Raw genomic sequence first — 15,359 nt, forward strand, 5'->3', positions numbered from 1 at the left:
GGTGCTGCTGCGCGTTCGCGGGGTAGCGTGGGGTGACGATCGAGGCAGCCCCAGACCCCGGCGGCCGACCGTACTCGCGGTCATCACCGCCTGGGTGGGAAGACAAGCCACGCGGCACCATGCCCGGCCCGGCGGTGTGCAGGCGCCGGAGTGTCGGACGGGGCTCCTCTCCTCGTCCGCCGATGGAGGGAATCCGGCGAGTCGGGCTTCCGCCTGCCGCACAGACATGTGGCGCACACGGCAGGCGGAAGCTCCGCACCGCAGTCGAGGGCCTCTCGGGGCTGTTAGCCTGCGCGCATGTCAGACCTGGGGCCGATCGCGTGGCCGCCCGATCCGATCAAGACCGAGCGACTGGTGCTTCGTGCGCCCGAGGCCCGGGACCGGGCGGCGTTCATCGAGTTGCTGGCGTCGCCAGAGGTCCACACCTACCTGGGCGGCGCTCGCCCACGTGCCGAGCTCGAGCGTGCGATGCCCTTCGCGCCCCAGCGGTGGCCGGGGAACTTCGTCGTCGAGCTCGACGGGGAGATGATCGGCCAGATCCTGCTCAGGAGAGGAACGGAGCACAGTCGCCCGGCCGCAGCGGGGAAAGCCGATCTCGGCTACTTGTTCCTACCGCGGGCGTGGGGATTCGGGTACGCCGCCGAAGCGTGCGCGGCGGCACTCGACTGGTTCGACGGAGTCTTTCCCGGCGAGCCGGTGGTCCTCACCACCCAGACCGCCAACGCCGGCTCGATGCGCCTCGCGGCAAAGCTGGGATTCACCGAGGTAGAGCGGTTCCATGCCTGGGACGCCGAGCAGTGGCTCGGCCTCCGGTCATCTGACTAGTCGCTTCGGGACTCTGCAAGCTCCAGCCAGTGCTCGACAGCGGACGGCGTGAAGTGCCGGATCGCCCAATCGACCATGCGCAGACTCATGTGCGCCCAGAGCGGCCGCAACACGTCCGCCCCGAAGGTGTCGAGTACGGCGTCCAGCCGCGCAATGACCGCCGGATCCGGAACATCCGAGTGAATGCCGAACCGAAGCGTCACCAGGTCCAGCCGGCGGTCACCCCGACCGGCGCCATCCCAGTCGATGATCCCGGTGATCCGCCCGTCGACGGCCAGCAGATTGCCGGGGTGGTAGTCCACGTGCACCGCGTCATCACCGCGCAACGGGCCCGGGTGCTCAGCACCAACGGCTGTGATCCAGTCGTCGAGCAGCGCCGTACGACGGTTGTGCGCGCGAAGCGGACCGTGCAGACAGAACCCCGGCCCGTCGCTGCGCAGGTACAACTCCAACGGCGGAACGTCTGGACGGCCCACGAGCAGACCGGCCTGGAGCTCGTTGAACGCCAGCGCCTGCTCCAACCCAGCTTCGTCGAGCTTCGCGATCGGTGCTCCGGGCAACAGTTCCTGGACAGTGGCGATCGCTGTCCCCAGCTGCACCGCCAACTGAGTCTCCGGGACCGGAGCACCCGCAGCCCGAACGGCTTCGGACACTGCGATCGGACCAGCCTGCAGATCCTCGAGCCGCGTGCCCGGCCGCCACTTCAGCACGGCCCGCCGCCCGTCCGGCCAGCGCACGAACGCGGCACCGACCTCACCGCCGCCGCACAGGCCCTCCACCACCAGCCGGATGCCCGTCTCCGCAGCCACCTGATCGGCGACCCGATCGCGTTCCAGTCGCTCGACCCGACCCCAAGGCGAACTCATTCAGCTCCTCGTCCCAGAACCGCCAGTCTGCTGGGACGAGGTCAGGGTGTCGAACGGATTGTCTGGTCGCGGAGGTACTCAGCTCGCCAGCGCAGGATCGTGGGATCCGTCGGGCTGGGGGACTGGCCGAGCTGGATGAGGTGCAGATCCTCGGTCGCGAAGGACTCGATCGTCGCCCGGGTGAGCGGCCAGGGCGGGCCTTCGATGTCCTCGTCGGCCTGGTCGTCGGCCCGGGCAGCCGCGATGACGAGCAGGGTGCCGCCGGGGGCGACCTGCTCGCCGACCTGCTTGATCGCCGCCGCCTGGAGCTCGATCGGCAGCGCTTGCACGGTGTAGATCTCGACCACCAGGTCGAAGGCGCGATTCCACTCCGGCGGCGGCGCGAGCAGATCGGCGGTCACATAGTGCACCGCCGAGTCCGGGTGGTTGCGCTCCGCGGCCTCGACCGCTGACGGCGAGATGTCGAAGGCGGTCGTGTCGTACCCGAGGTCGGAGATCAGTTCGGCGTCCCACCCGGTCCCGGCTCCGACCACCAGCGCCGACTTCCCGGCACCCGACGGTTGCGACTCCTCGACCCACTCCGTCAGCTGCGGATGCGCCGTACCGCGATCCCAAGGCACCACCGCGGCACCCTCCGACGCGGCCGAGTACAGCCGCTCGAACCAGCCGGTCGGATCGTCTTGCTCCAGCGCGTCACGCGCGATTCGCCGCGCGACGACATCCGGGTCCTCCGCCGGCTCACTCATCGGCACCGCCCTCGTGGATTGCTCGCACGGTCTGCACTGTATCGACCTGGTCCGGCGTCTTGTCGTCGCGGTAGCGCAGCACGCGCGCGAACCGCAACGCCATCCCGGCCGGATACCGCGGCGAGGTCTGAACCCCGTCGAAGGCGATCTCCACGACGATCTGCGGACGCAGGTAGACGGTGTAGTCGTCTCGCCGCACCTCCAGCTCCTGGAAGCGCTCGGTCTGCCAGCGCAGCAGCTCGTCGGTCAGCCCCTTGAACGTCTTGCCGAGCATCACGAACTCACCGGTCTCCGAGTCCCTGGCGCCCAGATGCAGGTTCGACAGCCAGCCGGTACGGCGGCCATGACCCCACTCCGCCGCCAGCACGAGCAGATCGAGCGTGTGGGTCTGCTTCACCTTCACCCAGCCCGACCCGCGCCGACCCGCCTCGTAGGGCACCGTCAGGGACTTCACCATCACGCCCTCGTGCCCACGCTTCACCGCGTCGACGAAGAAGTCGTGACCGGCGTCCGCGTCGTCGGTCACCAGCCTCGGAATCCGCTGCTCCTCCGGGATCAGCTTGCTCAGCCACTCGTGCCGCGCGGCGCCGTCGAGCCCGAGCAGGTCCTGCCCGTCCTGATGCAGGATGTCGAAGAAGTACGGCGTCAGCGGCACCGACTCGGGCCCGGTCGCCGACCGCGTCGCCGTCCGCGAGCCGGTCACCTGGAACGCCTCCGGCCGCCCGTCCGATCGCAGCGCAATCAGCTCACCGTCGAGCACCACCTGCTCGGCATCCAGCGCCAGCACGGCGTCCACCACCTCGGGCACCCGTGACGTGATGTCGTCCAGCGTCCGCGTGTAGACAACGACCTTCGACCCGTCCCGGTGCGCCTGGATCCGGATCCCGTCCAGCTTCCACTCGAGCGCAGCCGGCGTACCGGTCTTGCCAAGCGCCTCGGCGACGGTGGTCGCGGACTGCGCCAGCATCGGCTGCACCCCACGCCCGACCTCCAGCCCGAACTGCGCGAGCCCCGCCTCTCCTTCAGTCAGTACGGCGACTGCCACCGGAGCGGCCGCACCACGCAGCATGGTCGCCGCCCGGATCTTCTCCAGCGGGATCCCGGTCGCACGCGCCACCGCGTCGGCCATCACACCATCCAGCGCGCCCTGCCGCAGCTCACCGCCAACCAGCAACCGCAGGAACCGCTGCTCCGCCTCGGTCGCCCGCCCGAACAGCGCGTCCACCGCCTCCCGCCGCCGCGCCTGCGACCCGGCACCCGCCATCTCGGAGAGTTCACCGAACGCGCGATCGACCTCCTCGACGGTCAGCGACGGCGCCTCGGCCGGATCCGGCGCGTCCATCAGCGTCCGCCAGCCCACCCCGGTCCGGCGCTGGCGCAGCTCGCCGGACAGATAGGTCACCGCGATCTCGGTCTCCAGCGGGTCGGTCGCGGACGCCAGCAATCCGGCGATGAACTCCGCCTTCTTCAGCCGCGACCGGGTCCCGGCCAGCGCGGCCGACGTCTCGACCACCTCGGTGAGCAACATGACCCCAGTCTCACCCATCGCGCCGACACTTTCGGGCAGCACAACTTTCCCGGCCGCCCGTGCATCGCAGGTAACAACGGTCTGTCGGCGACGCGGTGAGCTACCGCTGGTCCAGCTACTACGACGACCCGCTGTTCGGAGAATAGGGAGCACGAATGCGACGTACGCTCGCCGCGGCCACCGGCCTTGCAGTCACCGGGGCGCTGATGACCACACCGGCCTCAGCCGCACCCAGTGCGACGGTCCCGTGCACTGTCACGGCCGCGTCCGCGACGGCTGCGGACCACTTCAGCAGCCACCTGGAGGCGACGAAGCCGATCAAGCGCACTGACAACCTCAGTGGTCGCGGCGTGCTGAACCTGCCGATCCGGTTCTACTCCGACTGGTTCGTGAACCCGGACGCCGGCTGGAACACCCAGGGCTTCGGCGGCTACCTGGTCGTGGGCGACGTGCTCTACGACTTCACCTACTGGGTACAGAGTCCGGCCGAGGTGCCCAAGGACAGCAGGCTGATCCGGATCGGTGGCGGCTGGACCGGGTTCCGCGCGCTGGTGTCGTCGCGGCCACTGGGGTCGGATGCGGTGCCGGGCGAACGGCACTACGGGCTGCACTCCGACGGCACGCTGTACCGCTGGGTGGTGCGGTACGTGAACGACAAGCCGGTCTGGTCGCGCAACGGCATCTTCAGTGGGTTCGGCGCGGTCAAGACGATGGCTCTGTTCAGCCGTACGGCGACCTACGACACGCTGCTCGTGACCACGCGCGGGGGAGCGCTGTACACCGTCCGCGTCCCGCACAGCCAGCCGACGACACCGATCGTCAAGAAGGTCCGCGCCGCGACCTGGCAGGGCTTCGAGACGCTCGTGGCAAGCCGATGCGGACGCAGCGGAACGCTGCTGCTCGGCATCGACAAGGAGACCCGCTCCGGCTACCTGTACGCCGTCGGCCACGCCAATGGCACCGCCACCGTCATCCAGAGCCTCGGCAAGGTGCCGGGGACGTTCGAGTACCCCTTCGACTTCCGGCTGGCCAACAACGCCGTCGACGAGCCGCTGTTCGGGGAGTGAGTCTTCCCCCGGCTCCCTGACCCTTCAGGGTGGGTCAGGGAGCCGGCGGGAGGTCGTCGAGGAAGGCGGCCGACGGGGTGAAGAACAACGTGCCGGTCACCGCGGTGGAGAAGTCGAGGATGCGGTCGTGGTTGCCCTCGGGCTCGCCGATGAACATCCGCCGCAGCATCAGCTCGGTGACCGCCGGGGACTTCGCGTAGCCGATGAAGTAGGTGCCGAACTCCTGCGAGCCGATGCTCCCGAAGGGCATGTTGTCGCGCAGGATCTGCAGCTCGTTGCCGTCGTCGTCCTCGATCACGTTCAGCGCGATGTGTGCGTTGGACGGCTTCACGTCGTCGTCGAGCTCGATGTCGTCCAGCTTGGTCCGGCCGACCACATGCTCCTGCTGCTCGACAGTGAGCGCGTTCCAGGCCTTCATGTCGTGCAGGTACTTCTGCACGATCACATAGCTGCCGCCCGCGAACTCCGGGTCCTCTGCCCCGACCAGTACGGCGTCCTCGGCCTCGGAGCCGGTCGGGTTCTCGGTGCCGTCGACGAACCCGAGCAGGTCGCGCATCTCGAAGTACTTGAAGCCGTGCACCTCGTCGACGACCGTCGCGGCGCCGTCGAGCACGGTCATGATCTGGTTCGCGAGCTCGAAGCACTGGTCGGTATGCGCGGCGCGGATGTGGAACAGCAGGTCGCCGGGGGTGGCGACCGCATCGTGCGTGGCACCCCGCAGCTCGACGAACGGGTGCAGTTCGGCTGGTCGCGGGCCGCTGAACAGCCGGTCCCAGGCGTCGGAGCCGATGCTGGTGACGCAGGACAGGTTCCCGGCCGGGACCCGGAAGCCGACCGAGCGGGTCAGGCCGCTGACCCGCTCGAGCAGATCACGGGCCTTCTCCTCGCCGCCGGGCTCGATCCGGACCACCAGGAAGATGGCCGAGCCGGTGAGCGGCATCAGCACCGACTGCGGCAGTACTCGCGTGGACGCGGTCGGTCCTGGCGTCGGATCAGTCACCACTGGGCTCTCCTCCACGTGCTACTTGTCCCGATCTTCTAGAGTCCAGTCATGGACCCGCAACAGCCCGGGCAATCCTCGCAGCCGGGGCAGTACCCACCACCGCCGCCCCACCCGCAGCAGGGGCCCTACCCGCCTGCGGGTCCTTACCAGCAACCACCACCGGGGACGTATCCACCGCCGTACCCTCCGCCATATCCGCAGCCGGGCCAGTATCCGCCGCCATACCCCCAGCAGTGGGGTGCACCGCAGCCGTACCCAGGCCAGTTCGGCTACCGCGAGCCCCGCGTCATCCCGGCCCCGTCCGGTACGCCGTACCACCGGCTGGCGCGCACCCCGAAGCACGCGTGGTGGCGCCCGATCGTCGGCACGCTGTTCCTGGCCGCCGGCGCGTTCTTCCTGACCGCGGCCGTGCTGGTCGCCTGGGAGATCGTGCACAGCCTGATCACCGGCGAGTTCAGCGAGCCGCAGGGTAGCGACATCTTCCCGAGCGACACCGAGAACCTCGCGGTCACCTTGGTGATGCTCGGTGTCCTCACGCCACTCGTCCTGCTGACCGCGTGGCTCGTGCAGTGCCGCCCGTGGTTCAGCGTCGCCTCCGTGCTCAACCGGATCCGCTGGCGCTGGCTGCTGCTCTGCTGCCTGCCCGGCCTCGGGTACCTCGTGGTCTCGTACGCGCTCGGCATCCTGGTCGACCAGATCTTCCCGAGCCAGGACCCGGTCGCGGTGGACGAAGGTTCGTGGGTCGGTCCCGCCGCGTTCCTCGTGCCGGCGCTGGTGATCATCTTCCTGGTGCCGTTCCAGTCCGCCGCAGAGGAGTTCGTGTTCCGGGGCTGGCTGGTCCAGGCGATCGGCGCCTACGGACCGAACCAGGTGACAGGTCGCGCGCAGTGGTTCAAGGCGCTGATGCGGACGCCCTGGCCGGGGATCGTGATCAGCAGCCTGGCGTTCGTGTCGGCGCACGGGTACACCGGCTGGGCGATGGCCGACATCTTCGTGTTCGCGATGACGATCGGCTGGCTGACCGTCCGGACCGGCGGCCTCGAGGCGGCCATCTCCGTGCACGCGCTGAACAACCTGTTCGCCTTCTTGTTGCCTGCGGCAATGGGTCAGCTCGACGGCTGGGACGAGCAGGGCGGGGCGCCGTGGACGTTGCTGGTCGTGGACGTGCCCTGCCTCGCGCTGTACGCCGCTGCCGTCGTCTGGCTGGCCAAGCGGAACGAGGTCGCCCGGTTGAGCTGAAAACCGGAGGAGACTGTCGGCGCCTTCTGGCATGGTGTCGGCTGTGACGAACACGAAGATCGAGGCCGTCCTGTTCGACTGGGGCGGCACGCTGGCGACCTGGCACGACATCGACCTGTACGCCGTCTGGCGTTCGGTGACGGAGCTGATCGACGACGCCCGGGCGGACGAGCTCGCGGCGCGACTGGTCGAGGCGGAGCGGTCGATCTGGCTCCGGTCCCGCGACGAGCACCTGAGCAGCACGCTCGAAGAGGTCTGCCTGCTGGCCGAGGTCGTCATGACGCCTGCGGCGCTGGCGGAGTACGAGCGGCAGTGGCACCCCCACACCGAGCTCGAGCCCGACGCCGTACAGACACTGCAGGACCTTCGGGAGCGCGGTCTGAAAGTCGGCGTGCTGTCGAACACGATCTGGTCGCGTCGGCGGCACGAGGAGATCTTCGCGCGCGACGGCGTGCTGGACCTGCTGGACGGAGCCGTCTACACCAGCGAGATCGCGCACACGAAGCCGCACCCGGAGGCGTTCCTGGCCGCGATGAAGGCGGTCGGGGAGACCGACCCGGCCAGCTGCCTGTTCGTCGGCGACCGGCTCTTCGACGACGTCTGGGGCGCGCAGAACGTCGGCATGCGCGCCGCGCACATCCCGCACAGCGCCATCCCGCTCGAGCAGATCGGCCACACCGAGGGCGCGCCGGACGCGACCGTGCACCGGCTCGCCGAGCTGCCGGCCCTGATCGACAGCTGGAACGCGGCCGCCGCCTGAACCGTTCCGTCACGTGCTCGACGCGCTACGGCTAGCCGCCGGACACCGACTCTGGTTAACGTCCAACCTCCGAACTCCCCGCCCATGGAGGTTTCCAACCATGTTCAGCACCCGTCGTAGATTCGCCGCGCTCGTCGCTGCGGCTGTCGCCGGCCTGACTCTGACCAGTGGTGTCTCGCAGGCCACCACCAACCAGTACGACGCCGTCGCGCCGGCCGGTGGTGGTGCGACGCAGCCGCTGCACGTGATGTCGTACAACCTGCGCTACGCCAGTGACACCCCGCCCAACGAGTGGAGCGCCCGCCGCCCGGTGATGCGGGAGCAGTTGCGGCTCGCTCGGCCGCAGCTGATCGGCACGCAGGAGGGGTTGTACGGCCAACTGCAGGACATCTCGGCCGACCTGGGTCCGTCGTACGACTCGATCGGGCTGGGCCGCGAGGGCGGCAGCAAGGGCGAGTTCATGATGATCTTCTTCGACACGCGCCGGCTGCAGCCGCTCGAGTACGACCACTACTGGTTGTCGGACACGCCTGAGGTGATCGGCTCGAAGACCTGGGGCGGCTGCTGCGCGCGGATGGTGACGTGGGTCCGGTTCAAGGACAAGGCGACCGCGAAGGAGTTCTACGCGATCAACACCCACCTGGAGGCGTTCGACGCGACTGCGCGGTCGAAGTCGGCCGACCTGATCCTGCAGCGGATGACCGCGCTCAACCCGGCGCTCCCGGTGATCATGACCGGTGACTTCAACGAGGCCGCGGCCGCCGGGGTGACCGTCTACGACAAGCTCGTGACCAGTGGCAAGCTCGCGGACAGCTGGGTGACGGCCGAGCGCCGCAGCGACCTGTACGCCACCTTCCACGGCTACCGGCCGCTGACCCCGAACGGCGCCCGGATCGACTGGATCCTCACCACGCCGGGCCTGCGCGTCTCGAAGGCCTCGATCAACATCTTCAGCCAGGACGGGCAGTTCCCCAGCGACCACCTGCCGGTGGAGTCCTGGATCCACTGGTCCTAGGTATCCGGCCGGCCACACGAAAGGACCCCCGGCCGGGAGGGCGGCGCGGGGGTCCTTGCTGGGGGTTTCGGGGTGGTGCTTTACGCGGCCAGCGTCGGGTCGGCGAGCAGGCGCAGCCGGCCCAGGGCCTCGCGCTCGATCTGGCGGACGCGCTCGGCGGAGATGCCGTGCACGGCGCCGATGTCGGCGAGCTTCGCCTGCCGGCCGTCGTGCAGGCCGTACCGGCGCCGGATCACGTCCGCGGACCGCGGGTCGAGCTGGTCGACCAGGCTGAACAGGCCCGAGCGGTCCGACGCGTCCGCGACCAGCTGGTCGGGTCCCGGCGCGGTCTCGGCCGCGATCAGGTCACCCAGCGAGGTCTCGCCCTCGTCGTCGATCGGGTTGTCCAGGCTGATGTGGTCCCGGCCGATCCGGATCAGCTCCGTGACCCGCTCCTCGTCCAGGTCCAGCTCCGCCGCGATCTCGTCGATCTCCGGCTCCCGCCCGAGCTTTCGCTCCAGCGTGCGCCGCGCGGACCCGATCTGGTTCAGCTGCTCCACCACGTGCACCGGCAGCCGGACCACGCGGGCCTGCTGCGCGATACCGCGGGTGATGGCCTGCCGCACCCACCAGGTCGCGTACGTCGAGAACTTGAATCCCTTGCGGTAGTCGAACTTCTCCACCGCACGGATCAGGCCGGTGTTGCCCTCCTGGACCAGGTCCAGCAGCGGCATCTGGGACCGTCCGTAACGGCGGGCGATCGAGACCACCAGCCGGAGGTTCGCGGTCACGAACCGCTGCTGCGCGCGCTGGCCCTCGTCGGCCAGCCACTGCAGCTCTTCCTCCGTCGCATATTTGGGCGCTCCGCCCTTCTTCCGTCCAACCCGCCCCTCGGCCAGCAGTTGCTCCGCTAGGAGACCTGCCTCGACCGTCTCAGCGAGCTCGACCTCTTCCTCAGCCGTCAGCAGGGGCGTGCGCGCGATCTCTTCGAGGTAGAGACCGACGCTGTCCTTGCCGTCGATACCGTCGTCCGCGGTGCGGACACGAGTCGTGCGAGCCACCGAAACTCCCTTCGTCGTTACATGGAGAGCAACGCTCGAGTGAGGTTCAAGATTCCACGACGAGTGTGTAAACAGCCTGAACGTTCCCTGAGAGTTCCCGGCACCGATCAGGTGCGGAAACCAGGGCCTGCCGGCCCGCTCGCGGCCGCCTGCCGGACGCCGCCGTCCGGGCAGGCCTGTATTTCGGCGTGTTTGCGCACCTTCCGTGAGATTTCCCGGGTATTCCGTCGGCCTGGCCCAGCGGAACACGGCGGCGGGAAGCTGAGAATCTCTGCAGAATCCCGGCGTTTCGGGCCCCTGAATGTGTTGCACAACACACCATCGGCCTCACCTCGAACAGCAACGCCGCAAGTACCCGCCCTGTTCCCGCGCGAAACGGTCACTCCGTGACGCGGGACGCCTCCCGTGGGTGGCGTCCCGCCACGGTCAGGCCAGGCCGAGGGTGTCGAGCTCCCAGGACAGCGTGAAGGCCAGTTCGCGCCAGGCGTCGTACCGGCCCGAGCGGCCGCCGTGACCGGCCTCCATTTCGGTCTTGAGCAGAACGTCGACGTTTCCGGTCGCGGTGGCGCGCAGCTTCGCCACCCACTTGGCCGGCTCGACGAAGAACACCCGGGTGTCGTTCAGGCTGGTGATCGCCAGGATCCGCGGATACTGCTGCGCGCTGATGTTCTCGTACGGCGAGTAGGACTTCATGTACTCGTACACCGCGGCGTCCTCGAGCGGGTTGCCCCACTCCTCCCACTCGATCACAGTCAGCGGCAGCGACGGGTCGAGAATCGTCGTCAGCGCATCCACGAACGGCACCTCCGCGACGATCCCGCCGAAGGCATGCGGCGCCAGGTTCGCGACCGCGCCCATTAGCAGGCCGCCCGCGCTGCCGCCTTGGGCGACGATCCGCTCCGGCCGGGTCCAGCCGTCCTTGACCAGGTGCTCGGCGGCGGCCACGAAGTCGGTGAACGTGTTCCGCTTGGTCAGCATCTTGCCGTTGTCGTACCAGTGCCGGCCGAGCTCGCCACCACCGCGCACGTGTGCGATCGCGAACACCACGCCGCGGTCCAGCAGCGACAGCCGCGGGATCGAGAACCAGGGGTCCATCGAGCTCTCGTAGGAGCCGTACCCGTACAGCACGACCGGCGCGTTCCCGTCCTTGATCACGTCCTTGCGCGCGACCAGCGAGATCGGCACCGACGTGCCGTCCTCGGCCGTGGCCCACTCCCGGTACTGCGTGTAGGCGCCGAGGTCCACGCCGCCGAGCACCGGCTGCTGCTTCAGCAGTCGCCGCTCACCGGTCGCGAGATTCACGTCGTACGTCGAACCCGGTGTCACCAGCGACGTGTAGCCGAACCGGTAGCGGGTGTCGTGCCACTCGTCGTTGCGGCCGGGGGAGACGGTGTGGATCGGCTCGTCGAACTCCAGCACCTCCGGTGCGTCGAAGCCGTCCGCCGTACGGCGCATGATCGCGAGCTCGGTGAGCGCGTCGCGACGGCGGTACAGGATGACGTGGTCGGCGAAGGCGTCGACGCCGAGCAGCCGGCTGGTCTCGTCGCCCTGGATCAGCGTCGTCCACGCACCGGGGGAGTCGAGCGGCGCGGTCGCGAGGGAGAAGTTGGGCGCGTCCGCGTTGTGGGTGATCAGCAGCTGGTCGCCGGCGTGCTCGACGTCGTACTCGACGCCCTCGCGGCGGGGCGCGACCACGACCGGCTGACCGGCCGGGTCGTTGGCGTCGAGCAGCCAGACCTCGCTGGTCAGCTTGCTGCCGAGGGCGATCATGATCGCCTGCTCGTTGCGGGTCAGGTCGACGCCGACCCAGAACCGCTCGTCCGGCTCCTCCATCACCAGGACGTTGTCGGTCGCGCCGAGGGCGTGCCGCCAGACCTGGAACGGCCGCCAGGCGTCGTCGACCTTGGTGTAGAAGATCGTGGACCCGTCCGCGGACCAGGCCGACCCGTAGTGCACCTCGGGCAGCTCGTCGGGCAGCAGCTCGCCGGTGGCCAGGTCCTTGATCCGCAGCGTGAACCGCTCGTCGCCCTTGAGGTCGACCGAGTACGCGAGCAGCCGGCCGTCGGGGGAGACGTCGACGGTGCCGAGCGCGAAGAACTCGGAGTCGCCGGCCACCTCGTTGCCGTCGAGCATCACCTCTTCGCCCGGGATGTCGCCGTCGGTCGCCGGCGGCTGGTCGCCGTCGGCCTTGACCCGGCAGTGGATCCCGTACTGCTTGCCCTCGATCGTGCGCGAGTAGTACCAGTACCCGCCGTGCCGGGCCGGCACGCTCAGGTCGGTCTGCAGCGTCCGGTCCGAGATCTCCTTGAAGATTGCCTCACGCAACGACTCCAGGTGCTCGGTGCGTGCCTCGGTGTAGGAGTTCTCCGCGCGCAGGTACCCCAGCACCTCGTCGTCGGACTTGTCCCGCAACCACTCGTACTCGTCGACGAACACGTCACCGTGATGACGTCGCTCGACCGGCTTCTGCGCCGCCACCGGCGGCTTCAGGGATTCAATCTCGGACATGCCGCGAGACTACCCGCAACCGGCGACCCGGCGTCGCCGTTTATCCACAAGCGAAAGTCAGAGCGCGTACGTCGCCACCACCGGAGCGTGGTCGCTCCAGCGCTCGGCGTACGACGGGGCGCGATGGATCACGCAGCCGGTCGCCGCGGCCGCGAGCTCGGGGGAGGCGATCTGGTAGTCGATGCGCCAGCCGGCGTCGTTGTCGAAGGCTTTGCCGCGCCACGACCACCACGAGTACGGACCGGGGCCCTCGCCGCCGAAGTGGCGGCCCAGGTCTACCCAGCCGTCGGCGAACAGCCGATCCATCCAGGCCCGCTCCTCGGGCAGGAAGCCGCTCTTCTTCCGGTTGGCCTTCCACGCCTTCAAGTCGACCTCGCGGTGCGCGATGTTCAGGTCGCCGCACATCAGCACGTGCCGCCCGTCGGCGCGCAGCCTCGCGAGCCGGGCGGTGATTGCATCCAGGAAGGCGTACTTCTCCTCCTGCCGCGGCGGCGTCTCGAACTCCCCGGTGAACACGTACGTGCTCACCGCCGTCAGCAGCGACCCGTCGTCCAGTATGACGTCAGCCTCGATCCACCGCCCGCACCCGGCGAATCGCGCCGGGCCGATGTCGTCCCGCTCGTCCTTGATCGGCCGCCGGGAGGCGACCGCCACCCCGGCGCGACCCTTGTGGCCGTCGATCGTCGGCTCGGCGTGCGCGATGTTCCAGTCCCCGCCGAGCTGCTCCCGCAGTACGTCGTCAGTCGCCCGAACTTCCTGCATCAGCAGCAGATCCGGATCGGTCTGCTCCAGCCAGGGCGCCATCCCGCGCCGGTACGCAGCCCTGATCCCGTTCACATTCACCGTGGCGACCGTCAGCACGCCCAAACCCTAACGTGCCGGCACCGACAAACTGCGCAACGCCAGGTACCCGCCGACCGCCGGCACGAACGCCAGCACCTTCGCCCGCCTCGACGCCCCGGCCGTGGACAGCGCCGCCACGATCGTCACCAGGTACGCCGTCCCGTGCGTCGGGCCGAGCGCGGACGACACGGCCGGCCAGTGCACCGTGAACAGGTTCAGAAAGAGCAGACACACACTGACCGCCTCAACGGCCGCGGCGATCTTCAGCACCCGAATCATCAGGCCCCCGTCGTCGAGCCGGGACGGACGATCATCAGCACCACGACAACGGTCCACAGCAACGCGAAGACACCAGTGGTCATGGACAGCGCCTTCGCCTGGGGCAGCGACTGCTCACGCACCTCGAGGGACGAGCCCGCAGCGTCGAGGACTCGGGCCTGCGCGGGAAGCACTACGAACGCGAGGACGGCCGCGGCGATCGCGGTGAGGACCATCGAGATGATCAGCCAGTAGTCCGTCAGTACTCCAAGACCGACCGCCACCGCGATGCCGAACACCGGGACCGTCAGGCCGCCGATGGCGTACCCGCGGCTGATCCGGTGCAGCACCGTCAGCACCCCGGTCTCCGGCTGGTCGGACGTGAGCACGCGCCGGGCGAGCGGCGGGAACGTGCTGGCCGCGACCGTCACCGGCCCGACGAAGATGATGGCAGCGATCACGTGCACGCTGAGCAGGAACTTGTTCATCCGGATCCGATCTCACGGTTGGCCGAGTTTCAGGCAGACTGTAACCTAAGTATCAGCCAACCTGAAACTCGACCCGCCTGCCATGATGTGCCGATGGAAGAGACCGGTCAGCCGCCGATCAGCCCCGCGCTGCTGCTGATGATGCTCGGCCGCCAACTCCGGGACCGGACCGACGCCGAGCTCCGTCGGCAGGGTCTGACGATGCGGCACTTCTCGGCTCTCGGTCATCTGGCCCACCAGCCCGGTCTCTCCTACAGCGAACTGGCCCGCCGCGACGGCATCACCGCCCAGAGCATGCAGTCCACGCTCCTTCAACTGCAGGAGATGGGCGCCGTGGAACGCCGTACTGCTCCTGGTCGCGGTCGCACTGCCGACCTGCAGGTGACGGCTTCAGGTCACGAGCTCCTCGACCGCTGCCGGGCCGTGCTGAACGACGTCGACAAGAGCCTGCGCGAGGCTGTCGGCGCGGACATGACGGATCGGATGGCCAAGGCGACGCTCGACGCCCTGACTGCTTTCAGTGAGTCGTAGCGAGAATCGCGTCGAGTGAGCGCTCGCAGAGGTCTTCGAGGGTTTCGGCGGGGATCGTGGGGTTGTCGATCCAGGTCATCAAGGTCTGCTCGACGTACCCCTGCCAGCCGTGGCAGGCGAGCTCGACGGCCGGTGTGATCTCGATGCCGCGCTGACCGACGGCGCCGATGACCCAGGTGCTGAACACCTGCCGGATCTCCGAGTGCAGCGCGCGTACGGCGGGATCGCCGGCCGCCGACATCAGCAAGGTCGCGCGGTAGAGCTGCGGCGCTTCGAGGACGGCGCGGACGAACGCGCGGATGCCGGAGCGCAGTTGCTCCTCGGGCGGCAGCGACGGGTCGGGGGCGGTCCGCAGCATGACTTCGGCGGCGGCTTCCTCGATGACGGCGTACTGGAACTTCTTCTTCGAGCCGAAGTAGTGGAACAGCAGGGCGGGGGAGACGCCGGCCTCGGTCGCGACCAGCTCGACGGTGAGCTCCCGGTGCGGGTCGGCGACCAGCACCCGGCGGGCGGCCTCGAGGATCTGCGCACGCCGCTGGTCGGGGCGCAGCCGGGCGGACGAGGTCTGGGTCATACGGCCAGTCTATTGAGTAAATGGTCAATACGCGATTACTGTTGAGTGCCCACTCAACAAGCTGGAGG

The 15,359-nt window shown here is 68.9% G+C and carries 16 protein-coding genes; 6 read left to right on the plus strand and 10 right to left on the minus strand.

What is annotated here, in order from left to right; translation table 11 throughout:
* The first annotated feature begins 297 nt into the window (after positions 1-297).
* Positions 298-825 carry a GNAT family N-acetyltransferase gene (locus tag ACIBGM_RS26145; protein ID WP_396386992.1) on the plus strand — a complete coding sequence of 176 codons (528 nt, stop codon included), beginning with the start codon at positions 298-300 and terminating at the stop codon, positions 823-825.
* Here the strand turns inward: ACIBGM_RS26145 and ACIBGM_RS26150 are convergent.
* Genes ACIBGM_RS26150 through ACIBGM_RS26160 form a run of 3 tightly spaced genes read right to left on the minus strand, consistent with a single transcriptional unit; the run spans position 822 to position 3,965 of the window.
* Entirely contained in the window at positions 822-1,691 is an 870-nt protein-coding gene (locus ACIBGM_RS26150; protein ID WP_396386993.1) for a phosphotransferase, read from the minus strand. The genes ACIBGM_RS26145 and ACIBGM_RS26150 overlap by 4 nt on opposite strands.
* A 41-nt stretch (positions 1,692-1,732) precedes the next feature.
* Entirely contained in the window at positions 1,733-2,437 is a 705-nt protein-coding gene (locus tag ACIBGM_RS26155; RefSeq protein ID WP_360523722.1) for a class I SAM-dependent methyltransferase, read from the minus strand.
* Positions 2,430-3,965 carry an ATP-dependent DNA ligase gene (locus tag ACIBGM_RS26160; RefSeq protein ID WP_360523724.1) on the minus strand — a complete coding sequence of 512 codons (1,536 nt, stop codon included), beginning with the start codon at positions 3,963-3,965 and terminating at the stop codon, positions 2,430-2,432. Before ACIBGM_RS26160 ends, ACIBGM_RS26155 begins: the two co-directional genes overlap by 8 nt.
* A gap of 155 nt (positions 3,966-4,120) precedes the next feature.
* On the opposite strand from ACIBGM_RS26160, the gene ACIBGM_RS26165 reads away from it, so the two are divergent.
* Positions 4,121-5,032 (plus strand): hypothetical protein, encoded by a 912-nt coding sequence (locus ACIBGM_RS26165; RefSeq protein WP_396386994.1) that lies wholly within the window; start codon positions 4,121-4,123, stop codon positions 5,030-5,032.
* 34 nt (positions 5,033-5,066) lie between these two features.
* On the opposite strand, the gene ACIBGM_RS26170 is transcribed toward ACIBGM_RS26165, so the two are convergent.
* Entirely contained in the window at positions 5,067-6,032 is a 966-nt protein-coding gene (locus ACIBGM_RS26170) for a Dyp-type peroxidase (RefSeq protein WP_396386995.1), read from the minus strand.
* 51 nt (positions 6,033-6,083) lie between these two features.
* On the opposite strand from ACIBGM_RS26170, the gene ACIBGM_RS26175 reads away from it, so the two are divergent.
* From ACIBGM_RS26175 to ACIBGM_RS26185, 3 genes are all read left to right on the plus strand, one after another.
* Positions 6,084-7,274 carry a lysostaphin resistance A-like protein gene (locus ACIBGM_RS26175; RefSeq protein WP_396386996.1) on the plus strand — a complete coding sequence of 397 codons (1,191 nt, stop codon included), beginning with the start codon at positions 6,084-6,086 and terminating at the stop codon, positions 7,272-7,274.
* Between the two features lie 43 nt (positions 7,275-7,317).
* Positions 7,318-8,034, plus strand: a complete 717-nt coding sequence (locus ACIBGM_RS26180) for an HAD family hydrolase (protein WP_396386997.1) — start codon at positions 7,318-7,320, stop codon at positions 8,032-8,034.
* 100 nt (positions 8,035-8,134) lie between these two features.
* Positions 8,135-9,049: an endonuclease/exonuclease/phosphatase family protein gene (locus ACIBGM_RS26185; protein ID WP_360523738.1), complete on the plus strand. Its 915-nt coding sequence runs from the start codon at positions 8,135-8,137 to the stop codon at positions 9,047-9,049.
* 80 nt (positions 9,050-9,129) lie between these two features.
* On the opposite strand, the gene ACIBGM_RS26190 is transcribed toward ACIBGM_RS26185, so the two are convergent.
* The 5 genes from ACIBGM_RS26190 to ACIBGM_RS26210 form a co-directional block, all read right to left on the minus strand.
* Complete coding sequence (locus ACIBGM_RS26190; protein ID WP_360523741.1) at positions 9,130-10,089, minus strand: sigma-70 family RNA polymerase sigma factor; 960 nt, start codon at positions 10,087-10,089, stop codon at positions 9,130-9,132.
* Positions 10,090-10,515: 426 nt separating this feature from the next.
* On the minus strand, positions 10,516-12,597 hold the full coding sequence (locus ACIBGM_RS26195) for a S9 family peptidase (protein WP_396386998.1): 2,082 nt from the start codon (positions 12,595-12,597) through the stop codon (positions 10,516-10,518).
* A gap of 57 nt (positions 12,598-12,654) precedes the next feature.
* Positions 12,655-13,458, minus strand: a complete 804-nt coding sequence (locus ACIBGM_RS26200) for an exodeoxyribonuclease III (RefSeq protein WP_360523747.1) — start codon at positions 13,456-13,458, stop codon at positions 12,655-12,657.
* 9 nt (positions 13,459-13,467) lie between these two features.
* On the minus strand, positions 13,468-13,719 hold the full coding sequence (locus tag ACIBGM_RS26205) for a DUF3817 domain-containing protein (protein ID WP_360523750.1): 252 nt from the start codon (positions 13,717-13,719) through the stop codon (positions 13,468-13,470).
* On the minus strand, positions 13,719-14,186 hold the full coding sequence (locus tag ACIBGM_RS26210; RefSeq protein ID WP_396386999.1) for a DUF2269 family protein: 468 nt from the start codon (positions 14,184-14,186) through the stop codon (positions 13,719-13,721). The genes ACIBGM_RS26205 and ACIBGM_RS26210 overlap by 1 nt, the downstream gene beginning before the upstream one ends.
* Before the next feature lie 93 nt (positions 14,187-14,279).
* On the opposite strand from ACIBGM_RS26210, the gene ACIBGM_RS26215 reads away from it, so the two are divergent.
* Complete coding sequence (locus tag ACIBGM_RS26215; RefSeq protein WP_396387000.1) at positions 14,280-14,717, plus strand: MarR family winged helix-turn-helix transcriptional regulator; 438 nt, start codon at positions 14,280-14,282, stop codon at positions 14,715-14,717.
* Here the strand turns inward: ACIBGM_RS26215 and ACIBGM_RS26220 are convergent.
* Positions 14,704-15,291 (minus strand): TetR/AcrR family transcriptional regulator, encoded by a 588-nt coding sequence (locus ACIBGM_RS26220; RefSeq protein WP_396387001.1) that lies wholly within the window; start codon positions 15,289-15,291, stop codon positions 14,704-14,706. The two genes, ACIBGM_RS26215 and ACIBGM_RS26220, sit on opposite strands and share 14 nt — an antisense overlap.
* Positions 15,292-15,359: the final 68 nt, after the last annotated feature.

It is taken from the genome of Kribbella sp. NPDC050470 (genome assembly GCF_044458365.1).
GTDB lineage: Bacteria > Actinomycetota > Actinomycetes > Propionibacteriales > Kribbellaceae > Kribbella.